The 16,982-nt window shown below is 43.4% G+C and carries 13 protein-coding genes; 7 read left to right on the top strand and 6 right to left on the bottom strand.

What is annotated here, in order from left to right; all coding sequences use genetic code 11:
• Positions 1-100: 100 nt before the first annotated feature.
• Together IEE84_RS01380 and IEE84_RS01375 are read right to left on the bottom strand one after the other, a co-directional pair.
• Entirely contained in the window at positions 101-1,624 is a 1,524-nt protein-coding gene (locus IEE84_RS01380) for an McrC family protein (RefSeq protein WP_224737832.1), read from the bottom strand.
• Between the two features lie 15 nt (positions 1,625-1,639).
• The gene (locus IEE84_RS01375) at positions 1,640-3,157 is read right to left on the bottom strand and encodes an McrB family protein (RefSeq protein WP_224737831.1); all 1,518 of its coding nucleotides are present in this window, start codon (positions 3,155-3,157) and stop codon (positions 1,640-1,642) included.
• Between the two features lie 426 nt (positions 3,158-3,583).
• Between IEE84_RS01375 and IEE84_RS01370 the strand changes: the two genes are divergently transcribed.
• Complete coding sequence (locus tag IEE84_RS01370) at positions 3,584-4,309, top strand: DUF4442 domain-containing protein (protein ID WP_191114635.1); 726 nt, start codon at positions 3,584-3,586, stop codon at positions 4,307-4,309.
• 38 nt (positions 4,310-4,347) lie between these two features.
• The gene (locus IEE84_RS01365) at positions 4,348-4,821 is read left to right on the top strand and encodes a RidA family protein (protein WP_191114634.1); all 474 of its coding nucleotides are present in this window, start codon (positions 4,348-4,350) and stop codon (positions 4,819-4,821) included.
• Between the two features lie 105 nt (positions 4,822-4,926).
• On the opposite strand, the gene gspE is transcribed toward IEE84_RS01365, so the two are convergent.
• Entirely contained in the window at positions 4,927-6,480 is a 1,554-nt protein-coding gene (gspE, locus tag IEE84_RS01360) for a type II secretion system ATPase GspE (protein ID WP_191114633.1), read from the bottom strand.
• 318 nt (positions 6,481-6,798) lie between these two features.
• Here gspE and IEE84_RS01355 point away from each other — a divergent pair, with 318 nt between their 5' ends.
• Both IEE84_RS01355 and IEE84_RS01350 read left to right on the top strand, forming a co-directional pair.
• On the top strand, positions 6,799-7,620 hold the full coding sequence (locus IEE84_RS01355) for a thiazole synthase (RefSeq protein WP_191114632.1): 822 nt from the start codon (positions 6,799-6,801) through the stop codon (positions 7,618-7,620).
• Positions 7,621-7,793: 173 nt separating this feature from the next.
• Positions 7,794-9,233 (top strand): WS/DGAT/MGAT family O-acyltransferase, encoded by a 1,440-nt coding sequence (locus tag IEE84_RS01350; protein WP_191114631.1) that lies wholly within the window; start codon positions 7,794-7,796, stop codon positions 9,231-9,233.
• A gap of 92 nt (positions 9,234-9,325) precedes the next feature.
• On the opposite strand, the gene IEE84_RS01345 is transcribed toward IEE84_RS01350, so the two are convergent.
• Positions 9,326-10,153, bottom strand: a complete 828-nt coding sequence (locus IEE84_RS01345) for an inositol monophosphatase family protein (protein ID WP_191114630.1) — start codon at positions 10,151-10,153, stop codon at positions 9,326-9,328.
• A 354-nt stretch (positions 10,154-10,507) separates the two neighbouring features.
• Entirely contained in the window at positions 10,508-12,580 is a 2,073-nt protein-coding gene (gene dxs / locus IEE84_RS01340; protein WP_191114629.1) for a 1-deoxy-D-xylulose-5-phosphate synthase, read from the bottom strand.
• A 633-nt stretch (positions 12,581-13,213) separates the two neighbouring features.
• On the opposite strand from dxs, the gene ribA reads away from it, so the two are divergent.
• The 3 genes from ribA to IEE84_RS01325 all read left to right on the top strand — a co-directional run bounded on the left by ribA (position 13,214) and on the right by IEE84_RS01325 (position 15,814).
• A complete protein-coding gene (ribA, locus tag IEE84_RS01335) occupies positions 13,214-13,942 on the top strand; it encodes a GTP cyclohydrolase II (RefSeq protein ID WP_191114628.1) in 729 nt (242 codons plus the stop codon).
• Positions 13,943-13,949: 7 nt separating this feature from the next.
• Positions 13,950-14,960: an oxygen-dependent coproporphyrinogen oxidase gene (hemF, locus tag IEE84_RS01330; protein ID WP_191114627.1), complete on the top strand. Its 1,011-nt coding sequence runs from the start codon at positions 13,950-13,952 to the stop codon at positions 14,958-14,960.
• A gap of 377 nt (positions 14,961-15,337) precedes the next feature.
• On the top strand, positions 15,338-15,814 hold the full coding sequence (locus IEE84_RS01325; RefSeq protein WP_057758167.1) for a c-type cytochrome: 477 nt from the start codon (positions 15,338-15,340) through the stop codon (positions 15,812-15,814).
• A gap of 129 nt (positions 15,815-15,943) precedes the next feature.
• On the opposite strand, the gene IEE84_RS01320 is transcribed toward IEE84_RS01325, so the two are convergent.
• Positions 15,944-16,921, bottom strand: coding sequence for a mechanosensitive ion channel family protein (locus tag IEE84_RS01320; protein WP_191114626.1), 978 nt, complete (start codon positions 16,919-16,921; stop codon positions 15,944-15,946).
• Positions 16,922-16,982: the final 61 nt, after the last annotated feature.

Here is a 16,982-nt window from a genome sequence, read left to right as displayed (position 1 = left end):
TTTTAAAATTACGTCAATTTCACCAAAATAACGGTAGCAAGACCCTTTTCTTATTTACCTATCAATTAGTCAGTCATTCGCGCTGTCATTGATAACGATATTAAGCTTTGTCCAAATGTGGCAGTACTTCACCGTTGAGTGTACCTGTCAAAACATCAAACGGCATTAACCATAAATGGGCATCAATTGATTCATTGTTTTTAATATCATCGCTACTGTCGCTATCATTACTACCATAATGCGTTTGCTGCTTAAGCACCACTGGCTGTCTATCACTACCTAGCACTGGGTAAACCAACCAGACCTGCCTTGCCAAGTAAGCTTGTGCATAGCTAGTCAATTGATAAGCATCGCTCGCACTAATCGCAGCGGCATGCGGTAAATACTTCCACTTAATATCGATGACATGACTGTAGCAACCTTTGCTTTTGTCTTTGGCTTTAGTTTGACTAGCTGCTGTATCGTTCTGGTTTTGACAATCATCAGAGACGGTTTCAAATATCAGCAAATCAGGCCGTATAGATAAGCATGCTAGTCCTTCAGCATCATTTAGCCAGACACTCTGGGTTTGATAAAAAGGACGGTAATTACTACTAATCTGCTGAAACATCGATGCGATACGCTGACTTGCCCATTGCTCAAAAGCTTGATTCATATCAATCAATAAACACAATCTTAGCTGAGAGCAATTTTGTCTATTTGGATCAATACCATTACCTGTCGCAGCTGTCGTCTGTTTCAATAGCCAATATGCCAAGTCTACTAACTGCTGCGCGGCGTGCAATTTTTGCTTTTGGAGTGGTTGAACGTCTAGCTGACGCTTTGCTTGAGCATATATTAACGCTATCTGCTGCATTTCGCGGTTGTTTAGCGTAGACACCTGCTGCCATGGCTGCAACAATTTTGAAGAAACAAACTGGGGCAATAAAGGCATCAAGTAAACCAATGCACTCTTAATCAACCGATTGACCAACATGTCGTGACTTAATACGCTACTTTCACAGATAAACTTATGCGGTTGCATACTATTATGACGCAGTTGCTCTTTGATGAGCAGTCGACCTTGCAGGGATGCCTGATTTTCAATCTGAGCCTGATAATGCTTGGTTGGTTGATAATCCATTAAACGCTGCAAAAACTGCTCAATCAGCCAATCTGATATAGGCAATACTTTTGACGGTAAAGGAGTAGACTGGGAACTAAACTGACCGAAGTTTTTCGTATTGGGTAGCTTACGATTGTTATGCGCATCAAGATGAATTAAATCCGATAGCATACCCTGTACCCAATGACGGGTCTGGACGATATCATTGGTCTGAGTAGACTGATTTAGCTTTGGCAATATCTCAAGCGTTATACCACTGGGTAGTAGAATAATCCCAATATAGTGCCCAACCTTAAGCTGCCATTGGCCTCGCTTACGCTTGATAGTAAATACTGCAAACTCTTGCGCCATGAGCCAATCGAAGTCAGACCTGTGCAAAAAATCATGCACGGTCAGACGTTGATGCTCAAACACGGTGATAACATTCATAGTAGCGACACTACTGTTAGGGATGCGAGTCTGGCGACTGTTTGCCCTAATAGCGTGTTGCTTGGCGTAATATTGATTATTCGTTATCACTGAACGGTCACCCTGCTAGTACAAACGCTGATAGATAGCAGCATGATTAAACTCACCATCCCTAGCGATTAGATCGGCATTGATAGTATAACTATTCATACTCATAGACTGATCAAGAAAAGAACCCTGCCCTGCAAACATTTGGTGTTCAGCGGAAGCATTATTTTGGTTGCCCATCGGATTATATAAGTCGTCATTCATCAATGCTTGACTGTCCTGTACGAACTGCTTGCTCGTCGGTTGCTGCTCATCTCTAAAGATATACTGCAGCACCGTAATTTGACCACCCGCAGCTTGAGCCAATTGAGGAATAATTTGTTCAACGAGAGCCGTTTGTAATTGTTCTAACTGAGTGACTGCGAATAAAAAAGCATGTCCCAACTGCGCTTCTACTCCCAGTGTCTGCACGATACGTCTATTTAAACCTATTAGTAATTTGCTCAAATCTATCGCACCTGCTTCTAAGTCTTCAGACAGTCCAGTGTCGGTGTCATTGCTACCATAAATTGTCGATAGTAAATTAGGCTGCGGTGGACAATCCATAAAGCGAAAACGTCGACGTAATGCCATATCAAGTGGTGCTAAAGAATGGTCTTGGGTATTCATAGTGGCATAAATATCGACATTGGCAGGCACACTAAAGGCACGTCCAGAATATGCCAAACTTACTGTCATCGCATTTGGCTTGCCCGCTCGTTTATCAGGCTCTATCAAACTGAGAAGCTCGCCAAACACCCGTGACACGTTAGCACGGTTAATCTCATCAATCAGCATGGCATAACGCTGCTGAGGGTCACGAGCTGCGCGTTGACACAGCTTTAAAAACGCTCCGTCTTGCACCGCGTAACTCATTTGAGTTTGATTAGAAGGGCTGTTATTTGCTTGAGCAGCGCCATTCATGACAGGGCGTATACCTTCTACAAACTCTTCATAACCGTAGGCTTGATGGAAGCTCACCATACTAAAACGTTGCTGACCGATGTTTTTATTTTGATGGGCTTGGTTGTCACGCTGTGCCTGCTGAAACTCAGCTAATTGCTGCGATAAATCTTCTAGTAGCACCATACTCTCTGGCAATAAATACCATGCCCCACTATTGTCTTTATCAAAATAAGCTTGGCTAGCGCGGTTATCAAAACTGACTGTTTGAGAGTTCGTAGGACTATGTCTGCGTAACTCTAACCAAGCTGTACTATCTAGATTTTTATCACGTGAGTTCTGAGCAGCTTTGGTCATAAAAAAAGGATGATCAATAATTTCTCGTACCTTTAACAAATCCTGTTGTTCAGCACGTAGATCTAAAAACACCAGACACAATACTTCGCGCCAGCTTAGACCTTGCAGCAGCTGTTCTAATAAGTCCTCATTTTCAGTCTTGGGTAGATAGTCGGTATATTGCTTCGCGATTTGCAGTAATCTATAGGTTTTACCTGTACCAGCAACGCCCGTATAAATAATATTGGTCGGTTCATGAGCAGACATATCAGGCATAACGTTATCCAGCGGCATTGAAAACAGGTTTAAAACAGACATGCTAACATTTTGTCATTATAACGTGGCTGTCTATTGGCATGGTAACTATAGTTAACCCTCTATAAATTAGATAGGGTGTCAGTCTAACTTAGTCTACTACTTGTAGTACTGTCCCTCGGCTTCCTTGTATCCAAATTATATTGAACTGACTATACCAATCACTTAATAATACCAATGCCCAAATGATAGTGATATATAAGATAGCTAGGCTGCTTTAAGTGGCGATCTAAACTAATGACATAACCTAGCAACATAGCCACGCTACTATAGTTTTGTAAGCGCAGCAGTTCATGCTAATAATAGTAGGAAGGCAATGGTTGATGTACCATAGTATTTGTAGCGACTTTCATTATCTATATTTGTGTCGCTATCATAAAAAGCCATGCTAAGAATGTCATTCAACTCATTTACGTTAAGGAATTTTGTATGTCAGGATTATTAAAAAAGCTACCCGCCAAGTTGACCAATAAACTGCCAGCCAAAGTATCTGACAGCACAAAACCTTCAGTTGAGAAATCCAGTAGCACGCTAAAACCAATTAGCAATCAATTTACCAAACTGTTATCCGTCACCAAATATCTGCCTGCTGGTGCACGTTCAAGTATTTTATCTAAAGCCTTTGGCAAGGTCGTTCCCTATGTCGGCACGACCGGCATTTATTATGAGACGGTAGAACCAAACCAAGTCGTCGTTAGTTTAAACAACAATAAAGCCGTCCAAAACCATATCGGCTCTATCCATGCAGTCGCCATCACATTACTGGCTGAGACGGCTACGGGGTTTATTTTGGGTTTAAACTTGCCCTCTGATCGCATTCTGCTGATTAAATCTTACTCGGTAAACTTTCATCGTCCAATCAAAAAAGGTCAAATTGCTGCTATTGCAAGCTTGTCTGACGAACAGCGTTTGGATATCCTAAACACGCAAAAAGGTGAGATGATTATTCCTTGTGTCATCAAAGATCGTGAATCTGATAGTGATCGTGACCCAATTGTGGTTGAGATGACCTGGGCATGGATACCAAAAGCGGAACTAGAGGCACGCCGCCAAGGTAAAGCGTCTGAAAAAGTTGCAGAAGATGACACTAAAACCGAGGCACCAATCGAAGAAAACGATGCATTATCTACTCAAAATAATAGTACTGATAAGTAGTTAGTAAAAATTGATAACAAACCCAATGAGGAAACAGTATGTCGAAACTTAGTACTTGCCTATCTACGCTAGCGCTAGCCACTCTGTGCTCATTGGGTTTTGCTCATAGCGCTAATGCCAATACAACGACAGCTGTCAGCGTTGCTAAGTCTGGGCCTACTTTCTTGGGCGATGGCGGTACTTATCCTTTTTCAGAAGCTGTACGCGTGGGCAATACATTGTATATGTCGGGACAAATTGGCTTTAAAGATGGCAAACTGGTCAAAGGCGGTATCAAAGCTGAAACCAAGCAAGTGCTATATAATATCCATAGCACGCTATTAAAGTACGGCTACCGAAAGTCTGATATCGTTAAATGTATGGTCATGCTGACTGATATGGATGACTTTGATGACTTCAACAAAGTCTACAAGGCTGAGATGATAAAGCCTTATCCTGTACGCTCAGCTTTTGGTGTATCAGAATTGGCTGCTGGAGCAAGCGTTGAGGTTGAGTGTATGGCTGCCAAATAATAGCGGCTAAAAACTCTAAAGCTCCACAACTAGAAAAATATTAAAATAACTGGCTATTCACACCAGTTGTTTTTTATTTGCTATACCAGTATCTAGTTCGCAAATTTATACCAATATTGTCTCGTCCGTTAAGGCGCTCTCTTTCGTCACTCGCAGCACTTCTTCCAATGTCGTACGCCCTTCTATGACTTTACGTAAACCATCTGCACGTATCGATGGTGTTTGCTGGCGCGCATACTCTTCCAGCTCATACTCAGCCGTATTGCTATGAATCATACGGCGCAATGTATCGTCGATTGGCACGACTTCATAGATAGCAGTACGTCCTTTAAATCCTGACTGATTACATTTATCGCAGCCAACTGGCTTGGGCAAACGAATCGACTCACTTGCTATCTCTTTGGCATCACGTTTCAGCGTTGTCCCAATCCCAATTTCGGTAAACAGCTTGGCTTGCTCGGTATCAGCAGCCTGCCAGCTTTGACAATGTGAACATAAGGTACGTACCAAACGCTGCGCTACTACGCCAATAAGTGACGAGGACAACAGAAACGGCTCAACACCCATGTCCTGTAAGCGAGTGACCGCGCCGATAGCAGTGTTGGTATGCAGCGTCGATAATACCAAATGCCCTGTCAAAGAAGCCTGTACGGCAATTTCTGCTGTCTCTAAATCACGAATTTCACCAACCATCACCACATCGGGATCTTGACGCAACATCGCGCGCAAACTTTTAGCAAATGTCATGTCTACTTTGTTATTGACCTGCGTCTGCCCGATACCATCAAGCTGAAACTCAATCGGATCTTCAGCAGTCAAGATATTGCGAGTTTGATCATTTAAATCGGTCAATGCAGAATATAACGTCGTGGTTTTACCCGAACCAGTCGGCCCTGTCACCAAAATAATGCCATGCGGACGATGGATTAAGCGTTTTAGCTCAGTATAGTCATTATCAGACAGCCCCAAATACGTCATATTCAAACGGCCAGCTTGCTTGTCTAATAGACGCATCACCACACGCTCACCAAAGCTTGATGGTAAGGTCGATACACGCACATCGACTTCTCGCCCTGCCAGTCTTAAACTGATACGACCATCTTGCGGCACCCGCTTTTCGGCGATGTCTAATTTAGCCATTACTTTAATACGCGAGACCAACAATGGAGCTAGTTGGCGTTTTGGTGTGATAATTTCTTTTAGCTCACCATCGACTCGGAAACGGACAACCAAACGCTTTTCAAAGGTTTCGATATGAATGTCTGAGGCGCTTAAACGGATGGCTTCGGACAACAATGCATTAATCAAACGAATGATAGGTGCATCGTCTTGTTGATCCATCAGGTCTTCAGTTTCAGGGACGCTATCTGCCAAGCTATCGAGATCAGGGTGGTCTTCAAGTCCAGCAGCAATATGCTGCGATTCTCCTGTATTGCCAGCATAAGCGGCGTTCATACGTTTTTCAAAATCATCCGCGCTAACACTTTCGTAAGTGGGTACACCGCGAACGCCTTGCTGCTGTAAAAACCGTACCGCTTCATTAATCGCTGACAACGGAGTCGCTTTGGTGAGTACCAATGTTGGCGGCAATTCCGGATCTATCGCAAGTATGGCCAAAATCTGATGGCGTTTCGCAAAGCTGTATGGCAACTGCATCATAAAGACGGCCCAATAAGTGAGGAGAGGATAAGAAGTACGCACGTCAAGACATGATGGATGCCTTGTCCTTAACAGTTCGAATCAAAAAAGACTGCCAGTAAGGTTGCATGAGTTTGTTATAATAGCATTTTGTTTTAGACGGGTATTATTTTATGTGACTGGCGCTTTATACCTATCGCCCAGCACATATTATTACTATCAGAGTTAGCATATCATGCCTTTTTTTGCAGACCGCTTGCCATTGTCTATTACACCTTTTAGATTACTCATCATATTTTGTCTGTCCCCTTCTCCCGCTCGATATTAGGATTTTCCGTTATGTCAGAGAACGTTAGCACTACTCATCCAACACCACTTTTACAAGATACCTTTACTGTCGGTAGCCGTACCTTTTCTTCACGTCTGCTAGTCGGTACTGGTAAGTATAAAGACATGACAGAGACTGGAGAAGCTATTGCTGCTTCAGCAGCCGAGATCGTGACCGTTGCTATTCGCCGTGTCAATATTGGACAAAATAGTGATGAGCCTAACTTATTAGATGTGATTTCACCTGATAAACATACAATACTACCGAATACTGCTGGCTGCTTTGACGCCGAAACAGCCATTCGCACTTGTAAGCTTGCTCGCGAGTTATTGGGTGGGCATAATTTGGTTAAGCTTGAGGTATTGGGTGATGAGAAAACCTTATATCCAAACGTTATGGAAACTTTAAAAGCCGCCAAAGTATTGATCGATGATGGTTTTGAAGTGATGGTTTATACGTCAGATGACCCTATCGTCGCACAAGAGTTAGAAAGCATGGGCTGTGTCGCCATTATGCCGCTTGGCAGCTTGATTGGTTCAGGACTTGGTCTACTCAATCGTCATACACTTAGCTTAATAATCGAAAACGCTAAAGTACCCGTATTGGTTGACGCTGGTGTCGGCACTGCCTCTGATGCTGCACTTGCAATGGAGCTTGGTTGTGATGGCGTACTGATGAACTCAGCCATTGCCAATGCACAAAATCCTGTGATGATGGCGCATGCAATGAAACATGCTATGTGGGCAGGTCGTGCGGCATTTTTGGCAGGTCGTATGCCGATGCGCAAAATGGCCACGGCCAGCTCGCCACAAACAGGCTATTTCTTTCAATAAACTAAAGTATAAATGACATATCATAATAGAGCGTGTTGAGTATTTACGTATAGTGCTGTCAGTGCTATGGTTGATTGCTTAACACGCTCTATAAAATAATAAAAAATGTTATTTGATTGAATATTTACTTATCATAACTTCACATAACACTTATCGTTATAAAAGGATTTATTATGCGACTTCTCACAGCAGTCGACCAGTTGTTTCTACTTCTTGAGTCGCGTAAACAGCCCATGCACGTTGGTGGACTGTTTGTATTTGAATTACCAGACAATGCGGATAGCGATTTTGTCTATCAATTGGTAAAACAAATGCAAGAGTCTGATGTGCCGCCCAGCTTTCCTTTTAATCAGGTACTTGAGCATTTAGCCTTTTGGAAAAAAGACAAAGATTTTGATGTTGAGCATCATTTGCATCATGTCGCGCTACCAAGTCCTGGACGCGTACGTGAACTATTGATGTACGTCTCAAGAGAACATGGACGTTTATTAGATCGTGCCATGCCTTTGTGGGAATGTCATGTCATCGAAGGTATCCAGCCAGAAATCGAAGGTGGACCTGAACGTTTTGCGTGGTATTTTAAGATTCATCACTCTTTGGTTGATGGCATCGCAGCGATGCGTTTGGTTCAAAAGTCCTTATCTCAATCGCCAACCGAACCAGTTACTCTCCCTGTCTGGTCGCTGATGGCACGCCATCGCAACCAAGTAAACGCTATACTGCCTGCCGAACGATCTATCAGGGGCATCATAAAAGAGCAGATATCTACCATCAAACCTGTATTTACAGAACTGCTAGATAATGTAAAAAACTACGGTGATGAAGGGTACGTCGGTACTTTTGACGCCCCAATGAGTATCTTGAATAAACGTATATCAGCCTCACGGCGTATAGCCGCACAATCTTATGATATAAAGCGGTTTAACGATATTGCTGAAAGGCTCAAAATTAGTAGAAACGATGTGGTACTGGCAGTCTGTGCAGGTGCTATTCGCCGTTATCTAATCTCAATGGATGCGCTACCGAGCAAACCATTGATTGCTTTTGTACCGATGTCACTGCGTACAGATAACAGTATCTCGGGCAACCAGCTGTCATTTGTACTGGCAAACTTGGGTACGCATTTGGACAATCCACTGCGCAGAATAGAGCTTATCCATCGTAGTATGAATAACGGCAAACGTCGCTTTCGCCGCATGAACCAAGCGCAGGTCATTAACTACAGTATTGTCTCATACGCGTGGCAAGGCATTAATTTGGCGACAGGATTGTTTCCTAGAAAGCAGGCATTTAACCTGATTATCTCTAACGTACCTGGTTCTGAAAAACCGCTGTACTGGAATGGCGCACGTCTGCAATCGCTGTACCCTGCTTCTATCGTCTTTAATGGTCAAGCGATGAATATCACTTTAGCCAGTTATTTAGATAAGATTGAGTTTGGTATTACCGCTTGTAGCAAAGCATTACCACGTGTACAAGATATGCTAATGCTGATAGAAGAAGAGTTGCAACTGCTAGAAACTACCAGTAAAGAGCTAGCATTCAAAGGCATTACTGTCGAAGATAAAAATGACAATAAGGGTAATGATAAAACAAAAAAGCTGGCTCCATAATGGAACCAGCTTTTTTCGTTCATACTCAATCTAGATATTACTTGAATTTAAATCTTGCAAGCGCTAAACGTTAATACCATTAAGGTTAACGTTTAGATTGCGTCACCCCAGATTGGTACAACTGTTTGCATCAATGGCTTGAGCAATTTCACATTACAAGCGAAGATAGAGCCTGATGTCATAGAGTTGTGCGCGCCAGTATGATCAACCACCACACCGCGTGCTTCAGTTACGATAAGCTCGCCCGCAGCGATGTCCCAAGGCTTGATAGACATCTCAAAATAACCGTCAAAACGACCAGCAGCAACATAGCACAAATCAAGCGCAGCTGAACCCATACGACGTACCTGACCACCTGCCTCAGATATCTTCTGTAAGCTCTCAAAGTGCTGTTTAGCATAAGAGATAACTTCGCCATTGCGCTTACGCTCAAGCGGATGTCCTGTCGTAAAGAAACCGCCATCAATGGTTTTACGCTCGCTCACTTGCATACGGCGATTGTTCAAGCGCGCGCCTTTACCACGGCTCGCTGAGAACATCTCATCACGTACTGGATCATAGATCACACCATGTTGGGTAACACCTTTATGCTGGACTGCGATGGATACGCAGAACTGCGGTACACCATGAACGAAGTTCTTAGTGCCGTCTAGTGGATCGATAATCCAGCACCAGTCAGCATCTTCGCCGCGACCTTCTTGCATACCAAACTCTTCACCCAAGAATGAATGATTAGGATAGCTGGCTTTTAGCGTCTCAATCGTGAGCTCTTCGCTAAAGCGATCAATGCGGGTAACCAAACCATCAAGTCCTTTAGACTCAATATCTAACTCGATTTTGTGGCGGTTTTGATGCGCATATAAAATCTCTTTACCAACTTTTTCAGCAGTACGCGCTGCGATGACGACCATGGGTTCCATAAATAACCTATTTGCTTGATGAATGAATATAAAAAATAAGACTAACTCTGTGCCCACAACATGCCAAACAGCCGCCGCATCACACCACATCTATGCGATTAAAAACGTGTCTTTTATAAACGAAAACTTATAAAAGACACCCGCATTATACTAAAATTGTTCGATAAAAACGAAAAAACCGTCACGCTGACCAATCCAGTACTTTGGCGATCATCTAAACTGCGCAAGTTGTAAAAAAGTTAGCACCTGCGGCTAACAGGCGTTTGCTCTGTTTAAGGAGCTTATATCGGTTTTAATTAACACATTTTTAGCGCATTAACTTTATAAATAATATTGTAACGCTAGAAACATTGCTTACGATAAGAGCGTTTTAAGCTGTTTAGTCACGCCCTCGACATCTAGACCACAGTCAGCCAATTGCTCTGCTTGAGAGCCGTGAGCAATAAAGCGGTCAGGAATACCGATATTAGCAATAGCTGGACGATTTCTCTTAAAGGCAGCCGATTCATTGAGCAAATATTCATTCACTGCACTACCTGCGCCGCCCATAATCATGTGCTCTTCTAGGGTTGCTATATGAGTGACCCCTTGCGCTAATAACGTCTCAAGCATTGCTGTGTCTAGCGGTTTTACCCAGCGCATATTGACCACCTGTATTTGGCAATCTAACACTGCATCGTTATTTATTAAGCTTTCTGCGGCTTGCTGAACAGTTGCTACCATCGTACCAAAGGCCAATAATGCCAATTTGTAAGGCGCATCAGTTTTACCTAATACTGACTCGACAACCGCTTCTCCAACTTTATAAGTTTGGGCTGGCTGCTCAATATCAGCACCTGTGCCTGTACCACGTGGATAACGTACCGCCGTGCAGCCTGAATATTCATAGCAAGTGTTGAGCAAATGGTAGCATTCGTTCTCATCTTTTGGCGCTGCAATCACCATATTAGGCACACAACGCAAGAATCCAAAATCAAACACGCCAGCATGCGTGGCACCATCTTCACCGACTAGGCCCGCTCGATCGATGGCAAACATCACATCGAGATTCTGTAAGGCCACGTCATGAATCAGCTGATCATATCCACGCTGCAAGAACGTTGAATAAATCGCAACAATAGGTTTGACACCCTGAGTTGCCATCCCAGCCGCTAGCGTGACAGCATGTTGCTCAGCAATGGCCACATCAAAGAAACGCTCTGGAAAGTGACGAGCAAAGTCCGTCATCCCTGAGCCTTCTTCCATGGCAGGGGTGACAGCTAACAGCTTATCGTCCTCGGCCGCTTTATCACATAAGAACTGGCCAAACACTTGCGAATATTTTAACGCTGGCTTTGTGCTTAGTTGTTTCGTTGGCTGCTCTATGGAGTCAGCTTTAGACTCTTCATGCTCTTTATGATTTTCGACTGGCAATTTACTGATTGCGTGATAGCCCACTGGATCTAACTCTGCTGGCGCAAACCCTTTACCCTTAGTCGTATAGATATGTACCAATACCGGGCCTTTTACTTGCTTCGCCAGTGACAATACGCGCAGTAGCTCAGGAATATTATGCCCATCAAATGGACCAAAATAGGTAAAACCAATCGCTTTGAATAAGTTGTCTTCTAGCTGTGGCACATCGCGCATCTCTTTATGACGCTTGCGGCGATCGAACGCTTGCATATCAGGACGGTGGCAGAGTACAGGCTCGCCTGACTCAGAGATATCTACTTGATAACCTGACTCCCAAAGCATAGCTAAATGTCGTGAAAATCCACCAATAGAGCAAGATATCGACATATCATTATCGTTTAGAATGACCAGCAAATCAGCATCTTGCTGTACTGCGTCATTCATGGCTTCAAATGCCATACCGCCTGTCATTGCACCATCACCAATGATGCAAGCAACCGTTTGCTCGCGGCCTTGATAACGCAGGGCGAGGCTCATGCCCAGACCAGCTGAAATAGAAGTCGATGAATGCCCAACGCCAAATGTATCGTAGACAGATTCTGCGCGCTCAGGAAATGCCGTCAAACCGTCTTTAGATCTGATAGTACCTAGCTGCTCACGGCGACCTGTCAGCACTTTATGAGCATAGGCTTGATGACCCACGTCCCAGACGATTTGATCTTGCGGCGTATCTAACAAATAGTGCAATACTATGGTCAGCTCAACCACGCCTAAATTGGCACCAAAATGCCCACCGCTTTGACCAGCTGAATACAATAGAAAAAGGCGCAATTCATCAGCCAGCGTAATAAGCTTGGCAGCCGAAAGTCTACTAAGGTCAGTAGGTGTATCAATTACATCAAGCAATGGCGTATGAGGACGCACACGTGGAATCACAGTATAGGTCTGCTGTAAGCTCGATAACTGAGCAGCAGAATCCAGCACTGATGTAGATAGGGACTGAGACTTTGGAGAATGAGGTGACTGCTGCATAAACTGTACGATACCTACCAATCTGCTGACAAGACGTGTCTTTAAAATATAGCGGTGACTATAATCAAAAGACGTCAATAATACCTACATCATTATTGATGTAATCGACCATATAATTATTCATGCAACTTTCGTATTTGTATAGCTGCGCTACTTACGACAGTACACACGCTAGCACAATAGACTGCGCGTCAATACCAACGTTTTGATATCAAACTATTGATGCTTTCATACTATTGACAACTGAGGGGTGACATTATGCCCTATTATTTTGCATCAATAGCGGATGTTAGTGACGACATAGTAATGTAAGGGTAAAGACTTGTCACTGTATCCGTCAAAATAGTATGGCATAATAGCATTTTTTTTTAATTGTCGCTTTAATCATCGTGCGTCGTCTGTGAACTTTGTGTGTTTTTATAAAAAATACAATGAGCACGCTGTCTTTATGAACAGGGTATACTGGTATCATCTTAGTATTAGCAGTAAAGTTTAGGTGACATGCTCATCTCAACTAATAGTTATCTCGAAAACAGTAGTTATCTCGAACAGTAACCGGCTCAAACAGCGCTCATCTCGAACAGCAATAACACACTTTTCACCGCCACGACTTTAGGCTTATGTAGGACAGCAATGTCATATCAATTTATCACTAGTGCCAAATTACCCACTCGTCACGGCGAGTTTGATATTCATATCTTTGAAAATAGCGAAGGTCAAGAGCATGTCATGCTGACCGTTGGTCTAGCTGTGGTCGATCAACAGACAGACGATATCGCTAACCAACCTTTAGACAACATGATACTGAACCAAAAGAACGAATCGATAGCGAAGCAAGTGCCGCTCATTCGTATTCATTCTGAATGTCTGACAGGCGACGCGTTTAGCTCATTGAAATGCGACTGCGGTCCACAGCTCAATACTGCTATGCAAGCTATCCAAGAGTCAGGTTGCGGTGCGATTTTGTATTTGCGTCAAGAAGGCCGCGGTATTGGTTTGACCAATAAGATTCGTGCGTACGCCCTCCAAGATCAGGGGCATGATACGTTGGATGCAAACCTTATGTTGGGCTTGCCTGCCGATGCGCGTATCTATGATATGTGTGGTCCGATGCTTGCCCATATCGGGGTCGACGCTGTCAGGCTCATCACCAACAATCCAAACAAAGTCGCTTATCTGACTGAGCATGGTATTGATGTTGTCGAACGGGTTCCATTGTTGGTCGGTGTCAATGATATGAATGCGGAATATCTAGCAACCAAACGTGATCGCATGGGCCACTTGTTTGATAAAAATATCAATCTTGATATAGACGCTTCTCTCGATACAGACCTTAATACCGCCATACACCTGAATAAATAGATATCTTATGAGTATTACAAATACAAATAACGAAACAGACTTATCAACGGTAGCGTCAGTGACGACGCCAACCAATAACGACATCATGCGAGTGCGTGAATTTTTGGTTGATTTACAGGCACGTATCTGTGAATCGCTAGAAGCACAAGAGTGTGATGGTAGTACTAATAACAACGAGTATGCGACCTTTGTACCTGATGACTGGGAACGTCCTGAAGGTGGCGGCGGTCGGTCGTGCGTATTGGCAGATGGCGAGGTCATCGAAAAAGCGGGCGTCATGTTTAGCCATATTCATGTACATAACCTCCCCGCCTCTGCGACCGCGCGTCACCCTAATATCGCTGGACGTAAAGCGCAGGCAATGGGCGTATCACTGGTTGTCCATCCCAGAAATCCAAACGTGCCTACGAGCCATGCTAATGTGCGTTTATTCGTAGCAGAAGCGGAAGGTGAAGCTCCTATCTGGTGGTTTGGTGGTGGTTTTGACTTAACACCATTCTATCCAGTACTCGCTGATTGTGTACACTGGCATCAAGTCTGTCATGACTTGTGTGCGCCTTTTGGGGACAATATTTACGCTGATTTTAAACAGTGGTGTGATGAGTATTTCCATCTACGCCATCGTGATGAGCAGCGCGGCATTGGCGGCTTGTTTTATGATGATGTCAGTACTGAAAGTCGCGGCTGGGACTTTGAGACTTGCTTTAACTTTATGAAAGCAGTTGGCAACGGTTATCTTGACGGTATCATGCCAATTTTTGAACAACGTAAAAATACGCCTTATACTGAAGCGCAGCGCGAGTTTCAACTCTATCGCCGTGGTCGCTACGTCGAATACAACCTGGTCTACGATCGTGGCACGCTATTTGGGCTACAGAGTAACGGACGTATCGAATCCATCCTAGTCAGTATGCCACCGCTTGCAAGCTGGCATTATCGTTTTGAGCCTGCTGAAGGAACGCCTGAATTTGAGTTGACCGATTATTATCTAAAACCACGTGATTGGTTGGCACTGTAGTTTCCGTAAATATCACAGCATTCATATTTTTGGAAAATATTAAAAAGGTCAGCCTCTATTCGCTGGCCTTTTTTATTGTCGGTACCATCCAAATGAGCCATTTTCACTTCATTATCGTACAGAAATATGTTGTTTAACTACCATGTAATCACCGCAACCAACCATAACCAAGTTAAGGTATGCTTATTTAAAATATTACGAGGATATAACAACTATATAATTCCCATCGCCCAGATAACCGTTACAATAGAAGACGTTCTTTATTAGCAACTGTGCTCAAAAGAATTTTAGGCAGTATTTTGTATAACTATATTTTAAGTCAAAGCGAGCGTTTGTAATCACGCTTACTATTAGCCAAGTTTAAAGGAGTAAGTCATATGGCACAGGTTCATACCAACAAATCTTTCAAATCTCTGTTTAGCGTTACTTTGATGGCGGCTGCACTGGGTCTAACGGCCTGTAGCACTTCAACAGGATCTAACCCTGACGTGCAAGCGCGTCAAGACACTATGAAAAACTGGGGCGATGCAATGGGCGTCATGGGTGATATGGCAAAAGCACCTGACACATTTGATGCCGATGTATTTAAAGAGCAAGCGGCGTTCCTGGCAGAAGATGCCGCCAAGCCTTGGAGTCATTTTGAAGACCCAGAAGCGGTAGGTAATGCTACCGAAGCGGTTTGGTCTAATGCTGATGGCTTCAGTGCTGAAGCTGAAAACTTTCAAAAAGTTACTGCTGAGCTAAACGCCGCCGCCCAAAATGCCACTAGCATGGACGATGTTAAGCCTGCCTTTGGACAAGTTGGTGCAAGCTGTAAATCATGCCATACCGACTTTAGAGCAAAAGACGAATAAGCCTTTATATTTATCGCAAGTAGACACGTAAAAAAAACCGCCATATAGTTTGATGTGGCGGTTTTTTAGTTTTCTAAGTATTATTAGATATCACATTTTTGACACTAATTAAATATTTCACCGAGCGCACTACTCTGCCACTGTTTTATTCACGTCCAAAATGTCTTGCTGCTCGTTCATTTTATTAACGATTGCACTTACTGAAGGATCACTCAAATCGATCGTACGTATTGGGAATGGAATATTTACGCCCGCTGCATCCAATGAGTTTTTGATACCTACAATTACTTGATGAATCGAGGCAACCTTATTGGCTTGCGTACCATCTTCGATAAACCAACGTACCATGAGATCAATAGACGAACCACCAAAACCAGTAGCAATCACGCTTGGTGTTGCTTTCTTTGAGACGCTCTCTATCTTGTCTAATGCTTTTATAATCTCAGCTTTGGCCGCTTCGATGTCATCTTCATAACCAATACCAACTGCGACTTGTAGACGGCGCTGCTTATAAGCGGTATTGACGGTCAATGCTGAAGTATAAAGATCTGAATTTGGAATCACCACTTGCCGACCATCATAAGTTCTGATGGTGGTTGCACGGATTTTGATATCTTCGACCGTTCCTTCATAGTCGCCTGAAACGATTTGATCACCGATACGAAACGGCTCTGAAATCAGGAGCAAGATACCAGAAAGCAAATTTTGGAAGATATCCTTAAAAGCAAAACCGATAGCCACCGAACCAATACCAAGCGCGCCAATCAGCTTAGCAGGGGTGAACCCTGGTACTGCAATAACCATCGCTATCATAAAACCAATAAAGAAAATGAGCGCCCCACCTACCCGCTGAAACACTTTGACCAAGTTCTGATGCCGACTACGGCTGCCTAATAATTTGTGAACGATTTTTTTGAAGACAATCGATAAAAACCAAAAAATTAGGATAACGATAATTGATGCGACAAAGTATGGGATGCGTTCAACAAAGCCAACCCATATCTCATTTGCCGAACCAAGAATGCTTTGGTAGGTCAATCCATCTGTCGTCGTAGACTGCGCAGCTGTCTCAGCACTCAGTGTCGTGTCTGCCTCAGAGGTAGGCATATGGGTGATACTCCTTTATTCTATTTATTTCTATTAACGCACTTATCTTAATAGGTGCTGT

It is taken from the genome of Psychrobacter sp. 28M-43, assembly GCF_014770435.1.
Taxonomy (GTDB): Bacteria; Pseudomonadota; Gammaproteobacteria; order Pseudomonadales; family Moraxellaceae; genus Psychrobacter.
The sequence above is the reverse complement of the archived record's forward strand: the minus strand, read 5'-3'. Positions and strand labels throughout refer to the sequence as shown.

What these genes read in the sequence shown, in the direction of transcription:
- IEE84_RS01375 (WP_224737831.1), bottom strand. Translation starts at nt 3,157, where the DNA reads ATGTCTGTTTTAAACCTGTTTTCAATGCCGCTGGATAACGTTATGCCT.
- IEE84_RS01370 (WP_191114635.1), top strand. Translation starts at nt 3,584, where the DNA reads ATGTCAGGATTATTAAAAAAGCTACCCGCCAAGTTGACCAATAAACTG.
- IEE84_RS01365 (WP_191114634.1), top strand. Translation starts at nt 4,348, where the DNA reads ATGTCGAAACTTAGTACTTGCCTATCTACGCTAGCGCTAGCCACTCTG.
- gspE (WP_191114633.1), bottom strand. Translation starts at nt 6,480, where the DNA reads ATGATGCAGTTGCCATACAGCTTTGCGAAACGCCATCAGATTTTGGCC.
- IEE84_RS01355 (WP_191114632.1), top strand. Translation starts at nt 6,799, where the DNA reads ATGTCAGAGAACGTTAGCACTACTCATCCAACACCACTTTTACAAGAT.
- IEE84_RS01350 (WP_191114631.1), top strand. Translation starts at nt 7,794, where the DNA reads ATGCGACTTCTCACAGCAGTCGACCAGTTGTTTCTACTTCTTGAGTCG.
- IEE84_RS01345 (WP_191114630.1), bottom strand. Translation starts at nt 10,153, where the DNA reads ATGGAACCCATGGTCGTCATCGCAGCGCGTACTGCTGAAAAAGTTGGT.
- dxs (WP_191114629.1), bottom strand. Translation starts at nt 12,580, where the DNA reads ATGCAGCAGTCACCTCATTCTCCAAAGTCTCAGTCCCTATCTACATCA.
- ribA (WP_191114628.1), top strand. Translation starts at nt 13,214, where the DNA reads ATGTCATATCAATTTATCACTAGTGCCAAATTACCCACTCGTCACGGC.
- hemF (WP_191114627.1), top strand. Translation starts at nt 13,950, where the DNA reads ATGAGTATTACAAATACAAATAACGAAACAGACTTATCAACGGTAGCG.
- IEE84_RS01325 (WP_057758167.1), top strand. Translation starts at nt 15,338, where the DNA reads ATGGCACAGGTTCATACCAACAAATCTTTCAAATCTCTGTTTAGCGTT.
- IEE84_RS01320 (WP_191114626.1), bottom strand. Translation starts at nt 16,921, where the DNA reads ATGCCTACCTCTGAGGCAGACACGACACTGAGTGCTGAGACAGCTGCG.